Source organism: Streptomyces puniciscabiei (genome assembly GCF_006715785.1).
GTDB lineage: Bacteria > Actinomycetota > Actinomycetes > Streptomycetales > Streptomycetaceae > Streptomyces > Streptomyces puniciscabiei.
In genome coordinates this window covers 15,160-33,144 of sequence record NZ_VFNX01000005.1, presented here as the reverse complement: position 1 = coordinate 33,144, position 17,985 = coordinate 15,160, and the positions used below count along the sequence as shown (strand labels likewise).

Genomic DNA, 17,985 nt, shown 5'->3' with positions numbered 1-17,985 from the left:
CCGGAACAGAAGGATGAACCCCTCTGATGGACGAGCGAGTTGTCATCGTGACCGGCGCCGGCTCCGGCATCGGCGAGGCCACCGCACGGTTGCTGCGCGAGCAGGGACACCAGGTGGTGGTCACCGGGCGCCGGGTGGAACCGCTGCGACGGCTCGAGGAGGAGACCGGCGCACTGGCGTACCCGTCCGACGTGGGCGACCCCGGCGCCGCCGAGGGTCTTGTCCGTACGGCCCTCGACGCCCACGGCCGGCTGGACGGTGTCGTGCTCAACGCGGGCATCGGGCGCGGCGGAACCGTCGGGGACCTGTCGCCGGCGGACTGGGACGAGGTGATGCGCACCAACGTCACCGGCCCGATGCTGCTCCTGCGCGCGGCGATCCCCCATCTGCTGCGGGCGCGCGGTGCCGTCGTGGCCGTCGCGTCGGTCTCCGCCCTGCTCAACGGCCCGGGCAACGCCCCGTACGCCGTGTCCAAGGCCGCCCTGCTGTCGCTGTGCCGTTCCGTGGCCGTCGACTACGGGCGCGCGGGGGTGCGCGCCAACGTGGTGTGCCCCAGCTGGGTGAGGACCGAGATGGCCGACCGGCGCATGGCGCGTTTCGCCCGGGAGGCGGGGCTGGGGGACGGCGATGTGGACTCCGCCTACGCGGAGGCGACCAGGCCGCTGCCCATGGGCCGGCCGGGCGAGCCGCGTGAAGTCGCCGAGACGATCGGCTGGTTGCTCTCCCCGGCGGCGTCCTATGTCAACGGTGCGGTGCTCACGGTCGACGGCGGGGCGACGGCCCTGGATCCGGGGACCCTCGCGTTCGACTTCCACATCGCACCGCGCACCGACGCGGACCTCTAAAAGCGAGTGCGCGTGTTCGAACCGGTGAGGTACGTTCCTGCCTGTTCGAAGGGGGAGCCGAAGTGGCGAAACTGAACCAGATCATCGCTGTCGAGAAGGGTGTCAAGAGCAAGTCGCTCCAGGACATCACCGCGGCGCACCACAAGGTGCAGAAGCCGGCGCTGCTGGCCGGTATCTCGCGTACGTACCAGCCGAAGGACGAGGAGGGCGAGCAGCTGCCGCCCGAGTCCACGCGGGTGCAGGTGCAGGCCGAGGACGTGCTGCGGGAGATGTCCGTGTCCCTGACCCGGCTCTTCGACGTCACCGCCACCAAGGACTGGGCGAACTGCGCGGCCCGTGCGGACGTCACGGTCGACGGCCGGACGATCCTCACCGACGTCCCGGTCAGCTATCTCCTCTTCCTGGAGAAGCAGCTCACCGACCTGCACACGTTCGTCAGGAAGCTCCCCACCCTTGACGCCGCCGAGTCCTGGTCGCACGACCCGTCCACGGACTGGTGGAAGACGGACCCGGTGCGCACGATCCGCACCAAGAAGGTCCCCCGCAACCACGTCAAGGCGGAGGCGACCGACAAGCACCCGGCGCAGGTCGAGGTGTACTACGAGGACGTGCCCATCGGGTACTGGACGACCGTGAAGTTCTCCGGAGCGCTCCCCGCGCGGCGGGTGAACGAGCTGGTGGAGCGCGTGGAGAAGCTCCAGCAGGCGGTGAAGTTCGCCCGCGAGGAGGCCAACGGCTCCGAGGTCACCGACCAGCGGGTCGGCGAGGCGGTGTTCGGCTACCTGCTCGGCTGACACCGGCCACGGGTAGCATCCACGATCGCCCCCGCGTGCGAGCGCGGGGGTGCGCAACAGGCGCGGGCCGGATTGAGGCCTGGTCCGCGTGATGAGCGCAAGCTGACACTGAAGTTCAGCCTGAAGACACGGTGACAGTGAAGGTTCGAGTCCTTCCCCCGGCACACATCCGCAACGGGCCGGGGTAGCCCAACTCGGCAGAGGCAGCCGTGGTCAATCTCAGACTCTCGCTCCAGTCTCAGCATCGCCGCCGATCGCCGGATCGACGGAGGCCGGACGAACGCCGTCGGATGCGAGTTCGACTCTCGCCTGCACCTCTCTCACGGTGCGGTAGTTCAAAGGAAGAACACGACGGCATGATGACTGATCCGTCCTCTTAAACGCCGCCGGCGTGCGCAATTGGGTGGCATCCCCAGGGGCCCGGGAGCTGGATACGACTCCCGGGCCCCGCCACGTCCACCGGCCGTCGAAGGTGCCGAGGCTGAAGGCGAGACCTGGTCGTCCGGGGACTGCTGCGGCACTTCGGCCTGTCTGCCGACGAGGCCGAGCGAATCTGCTCGCTCGGCCTGCCCGACCTGGGTCTCGTCGACGCCGCCGTCATGTGACCGGGTCGGAACCGCCCGCGCGACGCAGGGCTTCGGCGAATCCCATGTCCCGCTCGAGAGACAAGGACGATCTGATCGCCGTTGCCATCGAGTGCGGCTTCGAGTCCCGGCGCGCGACCGTCGGCCTGCCGGATGTTGCAGTTACCGGGGCGCTGCTGCTGTCGCACCAGGACCTGGCGGCCTACGGCTCGATGTGTGCGGTGGCGGGATGGCTTCAGCCGGACGGTGGTCGAGGGGGCAGCGGCGCGGAACGGGTGCCCGGCGGGGAAACGGTCTCTCCGGTGCGGGACGCGCTCCCAGGGGGACGCCTCGGGCCGTCTGCTGACGGCTCAGTGTTCCGTCGTGCAGCAACCGCCTCCGCCGGCGGTGTCGGAGAACGCGTCGAGGCGGCAGAAGCAGGACGCCTCGACCGGCACGTCGGCCATCGCGGCGGCGATCCTCAACTGCTGGGCCACGATCTGTGTCTCTCCCGCCCTGCCCAGCCGGACCAGACACTCGTGCAGCCCGTGCAGGGCCCAGACGTTGCCGGGGTGCTGCACGGCGCGGGGAAGGGTGTCGTCGAGTCCCAGGTCGGCGCGGTAGACCGCCTCGGCCTCCGCGACGCGCCCCTGCTCCAGGAGCAGGGCGCCGTATGCGTGCCGGGTGGGCTGCATCCATCCCCACGGCTCGTCGTAGGGAAGGTTGTCGTCCAGGGCGATCGACCGCTCCAGCGCGGCGAAGGCGGCGTCGTGGTCGCCCTTGCGGTAGGCGAGTTCACCGTCGAGCATCGCCGACGCGATCGCCAGGATGTCGGCGCAGGTGTTGTTGAACAGCATGCGGGTCTCCGGGACCCGGGCGACCGCCTCGCCGAACAGCCGTCGCTCGGCCTCGGCCTCGGCGATACGGCCGGTGGCCGACCATGCGATGCCCCGGGCGTAGTGCAGCATCGCCGTGCTCACGCTGTAGAGCTCCCGGTCGGCGGGCAGGGGCAGCCGGAGGATGTCGCTCCATCGGCCGAACCGGATCAGCACATGGACCCGCATGGCGAGGAAGCCTTCCAGCCAGTCGGCCATCGGCGGGCTCTGCACGCGCAGCAGGTCCTCGGGAATGGACGCCTCCAACCGGGCCGCTGCCTCCAGGGCGGTCCGGAACTGGCCGAGGAACATCGCGCCGTAGATCTTGAAATGGTGGTTGTGCGACCGGTACAGCGTGTAGAAGTTCATCGCCCCGGCCCGCGCGTGGAACTTCTCGTCCGCGACGATCGCGTCGTGGTTGTCCGACACCACGCGACGGTAGTCGCCGCAGAGTACCTCGATGTGGGACGGCATGTGCTGCAGATGGCCGGCGTCGGGCGCCAGGCCGCGCAGCCGGTCGGCGACGGGCAGGGCGGCCTCGGGCGTCGGGGACATCTCCATCAGGTGGATGTACATGTGCAGGACGCCAAGGTGCCCCGCCCCGGCACCGGTCGCCAGCGCCCGGTCGAGGACGGCCTTCGCCTCGAGCGTGCGGGCGCCTTCGGCCGGTCCACCGGTCCGCAGGTTCCACAGCCGCCAGGGCGTGAGGTTCATCAGCGCGTCGGCGTACAAGGTGGCGATGTCGGGGTCGTCCGGAGCGAGTTCGTGGACGGCGCGCATGCCGTCGGCGTACGGCGTGTTCCACGCGGAACAGTCGTCGACCGCCTTCGCCTGCGGATAGCGGGCACGCAGCGCGCCGATGAGGGCTCGTTCGACGGGCGTGGCGGCGGCTGCCGCCTTCTCGTGGGCGAGTTCCACGGCGGCATGGGTGCGTGCGACGGTGCGTGCGAGGTCCTGCTCGTCGAAGAACGCCCACGGCTTGTTGTAGTTGGGGCCGAGTGCGTACGCGATGCCCCAGTAGGCCATGGCGCAGTGGGGGTCGGCCGCCGCGGCGGCTTCGAAGCAGGAGACGGCTTCCTCGTGGTTGAAGGCGTACGTCCAGACCAGTCCGCGGTCGAACCAGAGTTGCGCCTCGGGTGAGGACGTCGTCACGGGGCGGCTGTAGGTGCCGAGATCGTAATAGTCCATGCATCGTCCCTGACCGTCCGACCGCCGAGGCGCCGGGAACCGACCGCATTGATGACGCGAAGCGTGTACCGAGCAGCGTAGTGGAGCGAGTCGTGACGTGATGCGGGATGCGGGATGCGGAGTGCGGACCTCGAAAGGAGGGGTGGGCCCGGTCGTTCAGACCCACCCCGGAAACGTCTCAGACGCCGACGGGTCTGCCCGGCCCGGGAACGTTGCGGAAGCGGAACGGCTCCGGTTCCCGGCCGGCCTGGATGAACCAGCACTCGCCGGAGCCGTCACCGGTGAGGATCCGCAGCACCGTGCCGGCGACGGTCTCGGCCGGGATGACCGGCAGACCCTGCTCGGAGAGCATGCCGCGCAGGGGGTCGATGATCCGCGACTCGGCGAACCCCGGGCAGACCGCGTTGAAGCGCACGTTCTCCGGCGCGAGAGCCGGCCCCAGGGAGCGCGCGAGTCCCACGACCGCGTGCTTGTTGGCCCCGTACAGCGGATCGAGCGGCACGGCCGCCAGGCCCGCCAGGGACGCGGTCGCCACGATCGACCCTCCACCGCGGGCCCGCAGCGCCGGCAGCACCGCGTGGGTGCCGAAGACCACGCCGTCGAGGTTGGCCCCCATCGCCCGGCGGTAGCGCACGGGGTCGAAGTCCTCGCCGACGCCGCATCCGGTCGCCACCCCCGCGTTGAGCAGCGCGATGTCGACCCCGCCGTACGTCTCCTGGGTGAACTCCACCAGCGCGCGGTTGGCGTCGAGGTCGGAGACGTCGCAGGCGCGGAAGTGGCCGCCGACCATCTCGGCCACCTCCCGGCCGCCCGGCGCGTCGAGGTCCGCGACGACCACGCGCGCCCCCGCCCTCGCCAGTGCCAGCGCCATGGCCCGGCCCAGCCCGCCGGCGGCGCCGGTGACGATCGCCACCTTCCCCTGGAGCGCGGCGCTGTCCTTCTGTTCCCCCCGCGGGGCAGCGGCGGTCACGCCAGCTCCAGCACGAGCTTGCCGACGTTCTCGCCGCGGAAGAGCATCTGCAGCGTCTCGGGGAAGTCGTCCACGGTGCCCCTCACCACATGTTCCTTGACCTTGATGCGGCCGTCGCCGATCCAGGCGGCGATCTCCTGCGCCGCCTGCGCGTAGCGCTTGGCGTAGTCGAAGACGACGAAGCCCTCCATCCGGGCGCGGCGCACCAGCAGCGAGAGGTAGTTCGAGGGGCCCTTGACCGGCGTGGCGTTGTTGTACTGGCTGATCGCACCGCAGACCACGACGCGGGCGTGCATCGCCAGCCGGGTCAGCGCGGCGTCGAGGATGTCCCCTCCGACGTTGTCGAAGTAGACGTCGATGCCGTCGGGGGCGTGCTCGCGCAGCGCCTTCCGGACGTCGCCGGCCCGGTAGTCGATCGCCGCGTCGAAGCCGAGTTCACCGGTGAGCAGGGCGCACTTCTCCGGGCCTCCGGCGATGCCCACGACCCGGCAGCCCTTGGCCTTCGCGATCTGGCCCGCGATGGTTCCGACGGCTCCGGCGGCCCCGGACACCACGACCGTCTCGCCGTCCTTCAGCGCCCCGACGTCCAGCAGGCCGAAGTACGCGGTCATGCCGGGCATGCCCAGCGCTCCCAGGTACGTCGAGGGCGGGGCGAGCGAGGTGTCGATCTTCATCGCGCCCCGGCCGTCGGAGACCACGTACTCCTGCACGCCGAAGGTGCCGACCACGTGGTCACCCGGTTGGAAGCCGGGGTGGTCGGAGGCGGTGACCTCGACGACCGATCCGGCGCGCATCACCTCTCCGATGCCCACCGGCGGCAGGTAGGAGGGCCGGTCGTCCAGCCAGCCCCGCATGGCCGGATCCAGGGAGATGACGCGTGTCCGGCCGACGAACCGGCCCGGGCCCGGTTCCTCCAGGGGCTCACTACGGTGCTCCCAGTCCTCGGGTTTCACTTCGCCCACCGGGCGGGCTGCCAGACGGATCTGCCGGTTGGTCGCGGACATAGCGCCTCCTGTCGTTCGCGGCTCCCCGCGACCATACCGACCAGTAGGTACGCGTGGGCGTGTGACATTCCCCACAAGCCACTCACGCACCCGGTGGCCTACGGTCCGGGGGTCGTCGCCGTAGAGCGATCACCGTCGACCGGATGCCACATCGAACTCGAAACGTGATGCCCAGCAGGCTTATCAGGCATTCCAACCAGTCGGTATCGTGCGCCGCCACCCCCGAGCTCCACCAACGCCCCCGCATCAGAGCCGCACCGGAAGGCCACGCACGCGATGACACTCCCCGACGAGCGGGATCCACGGCAGGTGTCGTACCGCCACAGCGTCCCGCAGGACAACCCCTACACGTACGACTATGCGTACGACGTCTTCTCGTACGAGCCGTACGGCCGAGCAGCCCGGTACGAACCGTCCGCGCCCGAGACCGGCCGGCGCGGTGGCGACCTCGCCGCCCTGCGCTCGGCCTACCGCGTGCTCCGCCGGGTCTCCACGCTCACCGCGCTCGGCTCCTTCGTGGTGTACGTCGTGCTGTCCTGCTGCGCGCCGGACCTGATGGGTTCCCGGATCACCGGTGAACTGAGCCTGGGCATGGCCCTGGGGGTCCTCCAGCTCGTCGTCACCTTCGCGGCGGTCCTCTGGTACGGCCGCAGCGCCCGACGCTCCGTGGACCCACTGGCGCGGGCCGTGCGAGAGCAGACGGTCCGGCGGCCGGACCAGGAAGCCGGGGTGGCGAGATGAACGACTTCGGCACGGGGACACAGGCCGTCGTCCTGGTCCTGTTCACCACCCTGGTGACCCTCACCCTGCTGATGTGCGTGATGGCGGGACCGGACCGCGACGACCTGACGAACTTCTACACCGGCTACCGCTCGCTCACGCCCCTGAAGAACGGCCTGGCGATCGCGGGCGACTACATCTCGGCGGCCACGGTGCTGAGCACCACCGGCATCATCGCGCTCGCCGGATACGACGGATACGTCCTGACGGTCAGCACCGCCCTCTCGCTGGTGCTGCTGATGTTCCTGCTGGCCGAACCGCTGCGCAACGCGGGCAGTTTCACCATGGGCGACGTCCTGGCCCGCACCATGCCGGGGCGCGCGGTCCGTGTCGCCTCCTGCGTGGTGACGCTCGGCGCGACCCTGCCCTTCCTGGTCGTCCAGCTCTCCGGAGCCGGGTCCCTGCTCACCTTCATCCTGGGCATCCCGCATCTGGCCGGCGCCAGGACGACGTGCATCGTCCTCGTCGGCAGCCTGATGATCATCTACGCGGCGCTCGGCGGTATGCGAGGAACCGCGCTCATTCAGATGATCAAGATCGTGCTCCTGCTCGGCACCAGCGCCACCGTCGCCGTCCTCGTCCTGAACCGCTTCGACTGGAGCCCGGACGCCGTGCTCCAGGCGGCCCGGCGCGGCAGCGGAGCGGGCCCCGCCTTCTTCCGGCAGGGCCTGCAGCTGGGCACCTCGGCCGTCGACCGGCTGGACTTCGCCAGTCTTCAGATCACCGTGATCCTCGGCGCCGCCTGCCTGCCCCACATCACGATGCGTCTGTACTCCGCGCGGGACGTGCCGGCCATTCGTCGCTCCATGTCGTGGGCGGTCGGCACGGTCACCACGTTCTGCCTGCTCGTGATCATCATGGGTACGGGCGCGGCCGCGCTGGTGGGATCGCAGTACATCACCGCGGCCGACCCCCACGGAAGGACGTCCGTGCTCATGCTGTCCCGGGCGCTCGGCGGTGGCGCCGGTTCGGTGGGCACCACGGTTCTCTACGCGGCCATGGCGGGCACGGTGTTCATCACGCTGCTGTCCTCGGTCGCGGGAATGACCCTGGCCGCGGCCTCGTCGCTCGCCCACGACCTGTTCGCCCACACCGTGCGGCGGGGACGGGCGGAGCCGCGTACGGAGATGACGGTGGCGGCGTGGACGAGCGTGGCCGTGGGAACCGTGGCCATCGCGCTCTCCACCCTGGTGCAGAACTGGGACGTCGCCGTACTGACCACGCTGGCGATCTGCATCGGCGCGTCGGCCGTGGCCCCGGCACTGACGTACTCCCTGTTCTGGCGGGGCTTCACACGGACGGGCCTGCTCGCGAGCCTCTACGGCGGTGCGGCCTGTGCCCTGGTGCTGATGATCTTTTCCAAGGCCGTCTCGGGCACGCCCTCGGCGGTCTTCCCGAACGCTGACTTCCACTGGTTTCCCATGCAGTCCACCGGCCTGGTCTCCGTGCCGTTCGGCTATCTGGCGGGCTGGCTGGGCAGCCGCTGGGAGCAGCGGCGCCGCGCCGCCGACAGCCACGAGAGCCGACGGCTGTACGAGGAGAGCGAGGCACGGCTGCTGGCCGCGGCCGAATGACCGCATCCGCCCGGGCGGGCTGCGCACGCGGCCTCGACGCCGCCGCCGTAGCCCGCCCTGGGGTTCCAACTCGCGTGCTGCCAAGGGCCAGTTGAGCTCCACCACGGTTTCCGGGGCGTGCAGGCTGGTGCCGGTGAGCTCCTCGAAACGGCGCAGGCGGTAGCGGACGGTGCTCACATGGACGTGTCCGCTGCGGGCGACTTCACGGAGAGTCCAGGAAGGTGAGGTCGAAGCGGCCGTAGGAGACGGTCCCCCCGTCCCCGACCACGGGCAAGCGCGACTCCGGCACTCCCAGGCCGCGGCCGATGTTCGCGGTGGAGGGCGATCCGACCAGCTCCGCGCCGGTCTCCAGTGCCACACCGGCGCGTCGAGCGCGTGATCGTAGTGGGAGTGGGCGCAGAACACCGCGGCCAGGCTCCTCACCCGCAGCCGGTCGATCGTGGCACGCACCAGAGACCGGTCGGGCGCGATCCTGCCCAGGGCGACGCGAAGCATCCCCGGCCGGGTGACGAACCCGTCGCTGGGGGGTCGCTCGTCATCGGGCGCTGCCGGTACGGGAGATACGGGCGCAGGCTCGGACGGCCGACAGGCATTCTCATGCCTGCATCCTGACGTGTTCGGCGGCTTCGGCCGAGCACGTGCACGGCCGCACCGACGCCCTGTGAGCTGCCTCACGCAGCGCCGGCCGCCCGGTACACGAACTGCCTTGCCAGCGCCTTGCCCGCCCCTGTGGCGCCGCGCGTTGGCCGGATGCGTCAGTAATCTGTCATTGCAGCCAGTGCGAGATCCGATACAGGCTGTGACCGTGTTGGAGCGACGTGTTGTTGTGGTGGTGTACGGGGGCGCGATGGCCCTGGACATCACCGGACCGATCGAAGTGTTCGATACCGCGAACCGCCTCCTCGGCCCCTCGGGCATCCCCTACCGGACCGAGTTCGTCTCCGCCGACGCACCGCTGGTGCGCATGAGTTCGCGGATGGTGGTCGAGGCATCACCACTGGAGGCAGGGCAGGGCCCCATCGACACACTCCTCGTACCGGGCGGGTGGAGTCTCGACAGCGCACTGCGGGACGAGGAACTCGTGCCCTGGATCGGCCGGGCAGCGGCCCGGTCGCGCAGGGTCGCCTCCGTCTGCGGCGGATCCTTTCTGCTGGCCGAGGCGGGCCTCCTCGACGGCAGGCGCGCCACCACGCACTGGGCGTACAGCGAGGCGATGGCCTCCCGCTATCCGGACGTGACGGTGGACGCCGAGCCGATCTTCGTCTGGGACGGCCCGTTCGTGACCTCCGCCGGCGTGTCCACGGGCATCGACATGGCGCTGGCTCTGGTGGAGGCCGATCACGGATCCGCGCTCGCGCTGCAGACGGCACGGTTCCTGGTGCTGTTCCTCAAGCGGCACGGAGGCCAGTCCCAGTACAGCGCCGTCCTCGACGCGCAGTTGGCCGACCATCCGCCGATCCGGGCCGCGCAGGAGTGGATCCTGGAGAACCTGGACAGCCCGTTGCCCGTGGCCGAGATCGCGCGGCGGGCCAACATGAGTCAGCGCAACTTCGCCCGGGTCTTCCGGCGCGAGGTGGGCACGACACCCGGACAGTACGTCGAGCGGACGCGTATCGCCCGCGCACGCGAACTGCTGGAGACCACGGACCTGACGATCAGCCAGATAGCCGGCCGCTGCGGATTCGCCGCCACCGAGACGTTCTTCCGCTCCTTCGGACGGACCCTGGGACTCACCCCCAAGGAATACCGGCACCGCTTTCAGGTCATCTCGCCGTCCGGCCTCATCGACCGGCACCACGAGAGGGAGAGGAACCCCGCATGACCATCACGACCTCGGAATCACACACGGGGGAAGCCGACGGAGAAACGGTACGTCTGGTCGACTGGCTGGCCGGCGAACTCGCCGGGGCCGGCGTCACCCACATGTTCGGCGTCGGCGGCGCGAACATCGAGGACCTGTACGACGCGGTGCACCGCGGCGGCGCCGTCCGGGGCGTCGTCGCCAAACACGAGTTCTCCGCCGTCACCATGGCCGACGGATACGCGCGTACCACCGGCCGCCTGGGGGTTGTTGCCGCCACCTCGGGCGGTGGGGCGATGAATCTCGTACCGGGTCTGGCGGAGGCGTACGCCTCCCGGGTACCCGTGCTGGCCCTGGTGGGCCAGCCGCCGACCGGCCAGGAAGGGCACGGGGCGTTCCAGGACTCCAGCGGCAGGGCGGGCTCCTTCGACGCACGTGAGGTCTTCGCACCCCTCTCCCGGTTCTGCGCCCGGGTCGATGAAGCGGACTCGTTCGTGGAGTTGCTGCCCCGGGCGGTCGCGGCGGCACAGGCCGAGCCACGCGGACCGGCCGTGCTGTTGCTGCCCAAGGATGTGCAGCAGGCGCGGATCCGGGTGCCCGCCCGCGGTGCGGCCCCGACACCGGCCGGCCCCGCCACGACAACCACGGCGCGGCGCGACACAGCTGCCGTCAGCGCCGTGTCGGACGCCCTTCGCGCGGCCGGTCGCGTCCTCGTCATCGCCGGTGAGGGCGTCGCCACGGCCGGCGCACGTGGGGAACTGGCCGAACTGGCCCGGCGCCTCGGGGCATGGGTGGCGGTCACCCCGGACGCCAAGGACGTCTTCGACAACCGTGATCCCCGATTCGCGGGAGTGGCCGGGGTAATGGGCCATGCCAACGTCGAGGACTGTCTGCGCCGGGCCGATCTGTGCCTGCTGGTCGGTACCCGGCTGCCGCTCCTGGCGCGCGGTGGCCTCGACCGGGCCCTGGCCGCCACCGACGTCATCAGCCTCTGCCCCGAACCGCCGTTCGTGGCAGGCACCGCACTGGGCGGGGACCTGCGGGACGCGCTGCGCGCGGTGACCGCCCGGCTGCCCCCGCACCGACGCCCCTGCCCGCCGCACGCCGGCCCCCTGCCCGCTGCCGTCCCGGGTGCGCTCGTCGGGACCCGAGGGCGAACGGTTGCCCACGCCCAGGCGGTCGCCGCCGTGGAGGCGGCCCTCCCCGAGGACGCGCACGTCTTCGTGGACGCGGGCAACACCGGGGCCGGCGCGATCCATCTCCTCCCGGCACCGCGACACGGCCGCTTCGTGGTGGCGGTCGGCATGGGCGGCATGGGCTACACCTTCGGTGCCGGCATCGGCGCCGCGCTCGCCACCGGCCGGCGCACCTACGTCCTCGCGGGCGACGGGGCCTTCTTCATGCACGGCATGGAGGTGCACACCGCCGTGGAGTACGACGCACCCGTGACCTTCGTGATCTTCAACAACAACGCCCACGCCATGTGCGCGATGCGGGAGGAGTTCTTCCAGGGTGGCGTCCGCAGCGACGACCTGTTCGCCCGGACCGACCTCGCCGCCGGAGTGGCCGCCGCCTTCCCGTCCCTGCAGGTCACGGAGGCCGCCGACGCGGCGCACCTGCGCACGGCACTGCTGCGCAGCAATGCCGGCGCCGGCCCGGCGTTCGTCTCGGTGGAGTGCGACCCACGGGAGATCCCCCCGTTCCTTCCGTTCCAGTCCTTCACCAAAGCCGCCGAGAGCAAGGAGAGTTCGGATGAGCGAGCCGTTGTCCACGTTGGCTGACATCCCCGGTCTGGTCCGGATCGAGAACACCGGCAAGGAGGAACTGACCGCCCACTGCATGGAGCTCACCCACGCGGTCTACCCCCACCATCAGGTCTACGGGCAGTACTGCACCATCCACGAGTACGTCGACTGCCCGCCGGAGCAGGCCTACGACTACCTGCGCCAGGGGCACCACCTGGAGGAGTGGACCTGCAGCCTGCGGGACTTCGCGCCCACCGGCACACCGGGGCTGTGGGTCGGTCATGACCGGCTGGAGGACGACACCCGGATCTACTGCAGGGTGATCGCGAACCCAGAGGCCATGACCGTGGACTACCACTGCTCCTGGGACCAGGGCGAGAAGCTGTGGATGATCTACCTGATGCGGGTCGTGCCGGCCCGACTGGTCCTCGACAAGCCGGGTTCGGTGATCACCTGGACCAACTGCCGGCACCCCTACTACGACGACAACCCGCACCCCGGCCTGGCGCCCCGCCCCGACCGGCCCTGGGTGGGCGACTACTGGGACCTCTTCTACGCGGGGCACACCGTGGAGATGCACAACCTCAAGGCCATCCTGGAACACCGGCACCGGGGCGGCCTGCCGGTCAATTCGGCGCCGGCGAGGGCGGTGGCTCCGTGACCACGGTCAGCCTCACCGACGTGGCGAGCTACCTGCCCGGCGAGCCGGTCCCCGCGGAGTTCTACACGGACTTCCCCGGAGCCGAGGACAAGCTCCGCAACCACCCCATGTTCAAGGTGCCGCCGTTACGGCACCACGTGGCCAGGGACGAGACCAACGCCGACATGGTCGAGCGCGCCGTACAACCTCTCGTCGAACGGCACGGCATGAAGGAAATCCGTGGCGTCGACGTGCTGTTGGTGCACAGCCAGCTGCCGGACCTGCCGTTCGTGGGCGCCGGGACCGAGGTGGCGCGTCGGCTGGGTCTGAACCCGGAGTGGCTCGTCGATGTGGCCAACGCGGGCTGTGCGTCGTTCGTGCACATGGTGAAGCTGGCCCGGCAGATCCTCACCTCCACCGACGCGAAGACGGCGCTGATATGCAATGCGCAAAGCGCCGCGGGACAGTGGTTCACCCAGTCCGAGGTGCGCAAACTCGCCCAGGCGGCGATCCCGGGGGACGGCTGCGGTGTGGGGTACGTGACGACGTCGGCGCAGTCGCCGGTCCTCGACGTGGAGACCAGGCACATCGGCGAGTACGCCGGCGACATGACCGTGGCCGTCGACGACGGCCGTAAGTACTGGGAGCCGGGCGAGTCCCAGCTGCGGATCGGGTTCACCGACGCCAGTGTCGCCAAGGTCCTGGCACGCGGGAACCGCCTCGTCCCCGAAGTGGTCACGGCCCTGTGCCGGCGGCTCGGCGTGGCGAGCACCGACATCGACGTCCTCATCACCAACCAGCCCAACCGCACCTTCCTGCGGAACTGGCGAGAGGCGCTGCAACTGCCTGCCGAACGGCACCTGAACACCTTCGACGAGTACGGGAACCTCTTCGGATCGGCGATCCCGATCACCCTGGACCGCGCGATCGACTCCGGACGGGTGACGGACGGCGACCTGGTGGTGCTGGGGGGATTCGCCCACGCGGGCGACTTCGCCGGTGCCGTCGCCGTGCGCTGGCACGGCGGACGGGGCTGAGCCATGGACATCCCCGTGCTGCACCGGCTCGCCCTGAACGAGAGCCCCTATCCCCCGCTGCCCTCGGTACGCGAGGCGATGCAGCGGGCCGTCGCAGAGGCTCACCGTTACCCGCCGTTCCACCCCGACGACCTCACCGAGCGGATCGCCGCATGGTGCCGGGTGCCCCCCGACCGCGTCGCGGTCGGCAGCGGATCGGTCGGCGTGGCCCTCCAGTTGCTCCAGGCAGTGGTCCGGCCCGGTGACGCGGTGGTACACGCCTGGCGCACCTTCGACGCCTATCCTCTCCTGGCCGGCATGGCCGGCGCTCAGCCTGTCCCCGTCCCCCTGTCGCCGGACGGACACCAGGACCCGGGCGCCCTGCTCGCGGCGCTCGACCACCGCACCCGCGTCGTGGTGCTGTGCAATCCGCACAACCCCACCGGCAGCCTCGTCACCGCCGACGCGCTGTCGGCGTTCCTGCGCCGGGTCCCTCGACACATCACCGTGCTCCTCGACGAGGCGTACGTGGAGTTCGCCCGCGACACCGATCTGCCGGATTCACCCGCGCTCCTGGACGCACACCCCAACCTGCTGGTCCTGCGCACCTTCTCCAAGGCCTACGGCCTCGCCGCCCTGCGGGTGGGCTACGGCCTCGGCTCCTCCGAGCTGGTGGAGCGGATCCGCCGGCAGCAGCTGCCCTTCGGGATCAACGCGGTGGCAACGGCGGCGGTGCAGGCATCACTGCGGGCCGAGAGCGAGCTGCGCCTCCGCGTGGACACCGTCGTCGCCGAACGTGAACGGCTCCGGCGCGAACTGGCGTCCCTCGGCTGGCGCGTACGCCCCGGCCACGCCAATTCCGTCTGGCTCGCCGCGCCCGATCCGATCGATGCGGGCGCGGCGGCACTCACGGAAGCCGGTGTCCAGACGCGCCACTACCCCGGTGAGGGACTCCGGCTCACCGTCGGCAACCGGAACGCCAACGACACGGTGCTGACCGCGCTGGCGGAAGTGCGCGCGCACCGGAGTGCGTCGCGGACGTGAAGGGTGGGCGCGAGGGCGGCTTGTTCCCGCCCTACGACCTCGCCAGGGACGTCGTCACCAGGGCCGGCCTCGTCCGGTGCGGCCCAGGCCCCGTCGCCGAACCCCCCAGCCTTCGGCCGGGGGGACCCCCACGGCGGGAGTTCGACGACAGGACCTAGGTGGCAGAGCTGCGGCGGCCGGATCCGCGGACGGCTTTGCCGGAGGCAGCGCCGGTCGCCGGCCGGCGGTCGGAACCGCGGCCGCCCGCTCCGGTGGCGCCTCCCGCGGCCCCGCCGGATCCCGCTCGGCGGGCGGAACCGCGCCCGCCGGCTGCGGGGGCGCCACCGGTCGCTGTCGCCCCGGCCCCGGACCGGCGGTCGGAGCCCCCGCTGTCCGTCCTGGCCGCAGTACCTGTCGCCGCCCTGGCTCCGCCGCCGTTTCGGCGGCGGCGGCCGGATCGCCTTCCGGGCTCCGTACCGTTCTTCCGGTCCGGGCGGGACGCCGTCGGCGTCGCCGGCTGGGGCACCTCGATGGTGACGGCCACACCGGAAGGTTCGCGGGCGCCGGTGATGGTGGCCAGTTCCGGGTCGCTCGACGTGATGCGGGCCGTTCGGGGGCGGATGCCCGCGTCCGACATGAGCCGGTTCACGTCCCGCTTCTGGTCGGACAGGACCAGCGTGACCACGCTGCCGGAGCCACCGGCGCGGGCCGTGCGGCCGCCCCGGTGGAGGTAGTCCTTGTGATCGGTGGGGGGATCGACGTTCACGACGAGGTCGAGGTCGTCGATGTGTATGCCCCGGGCCGCGACGTTCGTCGCCACCAGGGCGGTGACCTGCCCGTTCCTGAACTGCTCCAGGGTGCGGTTGCGCTGCGGCTGGGAGCGGCCGCCGTGCAGTGCCGCCGCGCGGACACCGACGGACAGGAGCCGCTTGGCGAGCCGGTCGGCGGACCTCTTGGTGTCGAGGAAGAGGATGACCCGCCCGTCACGGGCCGCGATCCGCGTGGTGACGGCCTTCTTGTCGGTCTCGTCCTGGACGTGGAACACATGGTGCTCCATGGTGCTCACCGCTGCCGCGGACGGGTCCACGGAGTGCACCACGGGGTCTGTCAGGAACCGCTGCACCAAGCGGTCGATGTTGCGGTCCAGGGTGGCGGAGAACAGCATGCGCTGTCCGTCGGGCCGTACTTGCTGGATCAGCTTGGTGATCTGCGGCAGGAAGCCCATGTCGGTCATCTGGTCGGCTTCGTCCAGCACCGTGATGCGTACGCCGGTGAGCTCGCAGTCTCCGCGCTCCACCAGGTCGTTGAGCCTGCCGGGCGTCGCCACGAGTACCTCGGCACCGCGCCGGAGCGCACCGGCCTGCTTGGTGATCGACAGCCCGCCGACCACGGTGGCCAGACGGAGGTTCACCGCCGTCGCGTAGGGGGTGAGCGCGTCCGCCACCTGCTGGGCGAGCTCCCGGGTGGGCACCAGCACGAGAGCCAGGGGCGCCTTGGGCTCCGCTCGCAGTCCGGCCGTGCGGGCCAGGAGGGCCAGCCCGAAGGCGAGGGTCTTGCCGGAGCCGGTGCGCCCTCGTCCCAGCAGGTCACGGCCTGCGAGCGAGTTGGGCAGCGTGGCGGCCTGGATGGGGAAGGGAGTGGTCACGCCCTGCGTGGTGAGGGCTTTCAGCAGCTCCGCGGGCATGTCCAGAGCGGCGAATTCCTCGACGGCGGGAAGGGCGGGTGTCGTGCTTTCCGGCAGCCGGAATTCCCTCGGCGACGACGCCGACGGTCGGGGTGACGAGGCGCGCCGGTTCGTTTTCTGGGGCCTGCGGGACATGCGGTTGTCTGCCTTTCTGGAAACAGCACAAACCGGGGTCCGCACCCTGACGGTGCGGACCCCGGTGAGCGGATACGCGTCCGGCGATCAGGCGGGGAGGATGTTCTCCGCCTGCGGGCCCTTCTGGCCCTGCGTGACGTCGAAGGAGACCCGCTGACCCTCCTGGAGCTCACGGAAGCCCTGGGTCGCGATGTTCGAGTAGTGGGCGAAGACGTCGGGGCCGCCGCCGTCCTGCGCGATGAAACCGAAACCCTTTTCAGAGTTGAACCACTTCACGGTTCCCTGTGCCATTTTCTTCTCCGTTCTGTAGGCAGAGGCCCCATTCCGGAGATGCCGGCAAACAACAATGCGCCCGAAGGAGAAACATTCCCGTCAGGCGCACATGGGTTCATGGGTACCAAAACTGCAACGCCAACACGATAGCACAGGTCGCCGACGGCATGCCGTCGCGGAGGCGCAGCGGGTCTCGCCGATCACTTACGGGCAGAAGGTCACTCACGGCTGGGATTTCGTCAACTGGTGGTGTAGATAGGTCAGTTGTTGCGAGTCCTCAAGCGCAACAGGCGGTGATCACGGCACTTTCGGTCACTCTTCCCGCGATCGCCGACCCCCCTCATGCACAGCGAAAGGCACATGTATGGCGAACAACCGCAGGACGCGCCACGGCGGGCGCACGCTGGCGCTCTCAGTGGCTGTCCTGGGCGCGGTCGCGGCGACAGCCGTTCCGGCCGCGGCCGACGACCAGCCCACCCGGGCGCAGATCATGGCCGACTGCGACTCCGGCGAAGGCAAGTGCACCTTCAACGACCCGCAGCTGGGCCAGGCGTATCTCGGAGACTTCCACCGCGTCTCCGACTCGCTCTACAACTGCAGCACCTCGCCCGCCACCCAGTCGATGACCTGGTCCGACACGGTCGGTTCCACGGACTCGGCGGGCGTGTCCGTGACCGCCGGCGGCAAGATAGCGGGAATCATCGACTTCAGCGTGACAGCGACCTACAGCCACTCCTGGTCGAGCACGCACTCGGAGACCAGCTCCGTCAACATGACGGTGAAACCGGGTGAGGTCGGCTGGATCTCCCGTGCGCAGGTGATGCAGACCGTCTCCGGCACCTGGCAGACCCATTACGACGACCGGAAGTGGGGGCACTACTTCTGGTTCGTCCCCGACGTCATCACCGGGCCTGCTCCGAACGGGACGGACGGCCGGAGCAACGCGGTGGTCGTCAAGTCCAGGAAGATGACCACCGAGGAGAAGCGGTCCTGTTCCAGCCGCTCCGGCAGGAACAGGACGTTCGTCGTCCGAGGCTGATCCACCGGACACCTCGCCGGAACGGTCCGACCGGCG

Annotated in this window: 16 protein-coding genes; 10 read left to right on the top strand and 6 right to left on the bottom strand. The window is 70.4% G+C overall.

What is annotated here, in order from left to right; all coding sequences use genetic code 11:
- The first annotated feature begins 23 nt into the window (after positions 1–23).
- Together FB563_RS39475 and FB563_RS39470 are read left to right on the top strand one after the other, a co-directional pair.
- The gene (locus FB563_RS39475) at positions 24–845 is read left to right on the top strand and encodes an SDR family NAD(P)-dependent oxidoreductase (protein ID WP_055709164.1); all 822 of its coding nucleotides are present in this window, start codon (positions 24–26) and stop codon (positions 843–845) included.
- A 62-nt stretch (positions 846–907) separates the two neighbouring features.
- Positions 908–1,639, top strand: coding sequence for a DUF7873 family protein (locus FB563_RS39470; RefSeq protein ID WP_055709165.1), 732 nt, complete (start codon positions 908–910; stop codon positions 1,637–1,639).
- A gap of 934 nt (positions 1,640–2,573) precedes the next feature.
- On the opposite strand, the gene FB563_RS39460 is transcribed toward FB563_RS39470, so the two are convergent.
- The 3 genes from FB563_RS39460 to FB563_RS39450 form a co-directional block, all read right to left on the bottom strand.
- A complete protein-coding gene (locus tag FB563_RS39460; RefSeq protein ID WP_055709166.1) occupies positions 2,574–4,265 on the bottom strand; it encodes a tetratricopeptide repeat protein in 1,692 nt (563 codons plus the stop codon).
- A gap of 178 nt (positions 4,266–4,443) precedes the next feature.
- A complete protein-coding gene (locus FB563_RS39455; protein ID WP_055709167.1) occupies positions 4,444–5,235 on the bottom strand; it encodes an SDR family NAD(P)-dependent oxidoreductase in 792 nt (263 codons plus the stop codon).
- On the bottom strand, positions 5,232–6,239 hold the full coding sequence (locus tag FB563_RS39450; RefSeq protein WP_107100758.1) for an NADP-dependent oxidoreductase: 1,008 nt from the start codon (positions 6,237–6,239) through the stop codon (positions 5,232–5,234). The genes FB563_RS39455 and FB563_RS39450 overlap by 4 nt, the downstream gene beginning before the upstream one ends.
- 276 nt (positions 6,240–6,515) lie before the next feature.
- On the opposite strand from FB563_RS39450, the gene FB563_RS39445 reads away from it, so the two are divergent.
- A complete protein-coding gene (locus FB563_RS39445; protein ID WP_079049022.1) occupies positions 6,516–6,980 on the top strand; it encodes a DUF485 domain-containing protein in 465 nt (154 codons plus the stop codon).
- On the top strand, positions 6,977–8,593 hold the full coding sequence (locus FB563_RS39440; RefSeq protein ID WP_055709168.1) for a sodium/solute symporter: 1,617 nt from the start codon (positions 6,977–6,979) through the stop codon (positions 8,591–8,593). The genes FB563_RS39445 and FB563_RS39440 overlap by 4 nt, the downstream gene beginning before the upstream one ends.
- Before the next feature lie 202 nt (positions 8,594–8,795).
- Here FB563_RS39440 and FB563_RS44690 read toward each other — a convergent pair whose 3' ends face one another.
- Positions 8,796–8,951 (bottom strand): hypothetical protein, encoded by a 156-nt coding sequence (locus FB563_RS44690; RefSeq protein ID WP_159045590.1) that lies wholly within the window; start codon positions 8,949–8,951, stop codon positions 8,796–8,798.
- Positions 8,952–9,398: 447 nt separating this feature from the next.
- Here FB563_RS44690 and FB563_RS39430 point away from each other — a divergent pair, with 447 nt between their 5' ends.
- The 5 genes from FB563_RS39430 to FB563_RS39410 are packed head-to-tail and all read left to right on the top strand — an operon-like array spanning position 9,399 to position 14,839.
- A complete protein-coding gene (locus FB563_RS39430) occupies positions 9,399–10,415 on the top strand; it encodes a GlxA family transcriptional regulator (RefSeq protein WP_234357961.1) in 1,017 nt (338 codons plus the stop codon).
- Positions 10,412–12,175, top strand: coding sequence for a thiamine pyrophosphate-binding protein (locus FB563_RS39425; RefSeq protein ID WP_142219237.1), 1,764 nt, complete (start codon positions 10,412–10,414; stop codon positions 12,173–12,175). The genes FB563_RS39430 and FB563_RS39425 overlap by 4 nt, the downstream gene beginning before the upstream one ends.
- A complete protein-coding gene (locus FB563_RS39420) occupies positions 12,147–12,800 on the top strand; it encodes a hypothetical protein (protein ID WP_055710299.1) in 654 nt (217 codons plus the stop codon). Before FB563_RS39425 ends, FB563_RS39420 begins: the two co-directional genes overlap by 29 nt.
- Positions 12,797–13,816 carry a 3-oxoacyl-ACP synthase III family protein gene (locus FB563_RS39415; RefSeq protein ID WP_055710300.1) on the top strand — a complete coding sequence of 340 codons (1,020 nt, stop codon included), beginning with the start codon at positions 12,797–12,799 and terminating at the stop codon, positions 13,814–13,816. The genes FB563_RS39420 and FB563_RS39415 overlap by 4 nt, the downstream gene beginning before the upstream one ends.
- Positions 13,817–13,819: 3 nt before the next feature.
- Positions 13,820–14,839, top strand: a complete 1,020-nt coding sequence (locus tag FB563_RS39410) for a histidinol-phosphate transaminase (protein ID WP_055710301.1) — start codon at positions 13,820–13,822, stop codon at positions 14,837–14,839.
- A gap of 154 nt (positions 14,840–14,993) precedes the next feature.
- Here FB563_RS39410 and FB563_RS39405 read toward each other — a convergent pair whose 3' ends face one another.
- The gene (locus FB563_RS39405) at positions 14,994–16,637 is read right to left on the bottom strand and encodes a DEAD/DEAH box helicase (protein ID WP_055710302.1); all 1,644 of its coding nucleotides are present in this window, start codon (positions 16,635–16,637) and stop codon (positions 14,994–14,996) included.
- Between the two features lie 87 nt (positions 16,638–16,724).
- Positions 16,725–16,928 carry a cold-shock protein gene (locus FB563_RS39400; protein WP_055710303.1) on the bottom strand — a complete coding sequence of 68 codons (204 nt, stop codon included), beginning with the start codon at positions 16,926–16,928 and terminating at the stop codon, positions 16,725–16,727.
- 346 nt (positions 16,929–17,274) lie between these two features.
- On the opposite strand from FB563_RS39400, the gene FB563_RS39395 reads away from it, so the two are divergent.
- On the top strand, positions 17,275–17,949 hold the full coding sequence (locus FB563_RS39395; protein ID WP_055710304.1) for a hypothetical protein: 675 nt from the start codon (positions 17,275–17,277) through the stop codon (positions 17,947–17,949).
- Positions 17,950–17,985: the final 36 nt, after the last annotated feature.

Bases quoted from the DNA above. Each gene is read 5' to 3' on its own strand.
- FB563_RS39460 (WP_055709166.1), bottom strand. From the start codon at position 4,265: ATGGACTATTACGATCTCGGCACCTACAGCCGCCCCGTGACGACGTCC.
- FB563_RS39450 (WP_107100758.1), bottom strand. From the start codon at position 6,239: ATGTCCGCGACCAACCGGCAGATCCGTCTGGCAGCCCGCCCGGTGGGC.
- FB563_RS39445 (WP_079049022.1), top strand. From the start codon at position 6,516: ATGACACTCCCCGACGAGCGGGATCCACGGCAGGTGTCGTACCGCCAC.
- FB563_RS39440 (WP_055709168.1), top strand. From the start codon at position 6,977: ATGAACGACTTCGGCACGGGGACACAGGCCGTCGTCCTGGTCCTGTTC.
- FB563_RS39425 (WP_142219237.1), top strand. From the start codon at position 10,412: ATGACCATCACGACCTCGGAATCACACACGGGGGAAGCCGACGGAGAA.
- FB563_RS39420 (WP_055710299.1), top strand. From the start codon at position 12,147: ATGAGCGAGCCGTTGTCCACGTTGGCTGACATCCCCGGTCTGGTCCGG.
- FB563_RS39410 (WP_055710301.1), top strand. From the start codon at position 13,820: ATGGACATCCCCGTGCTGCACCGGCTCGCCCTGAACGAGAGCCCCTAT.
- FB563_RS39405 (WP_055710302.1), bottom strand. From the start codon at position 16,637: ATGTCCCGCAGGCCCCAGAAAACGAACCGGCGCGCCTCGTCACCCCGA.
- FB563_RS39400 (WP_055710303.1), bottom strand. From the start codon at position 16,928: ATGGCACAGGGAACCGTGAAGTGGTTCAACTCTGAAAAGGGTTTCGGT.
- FB563_RS39395 (WP_055710304.1), top strand. From the start codon at position 17,275: ATGGCGAACAACCGCAGGACGCGCCACGGCGGGCGCACGCTGGCGCTC.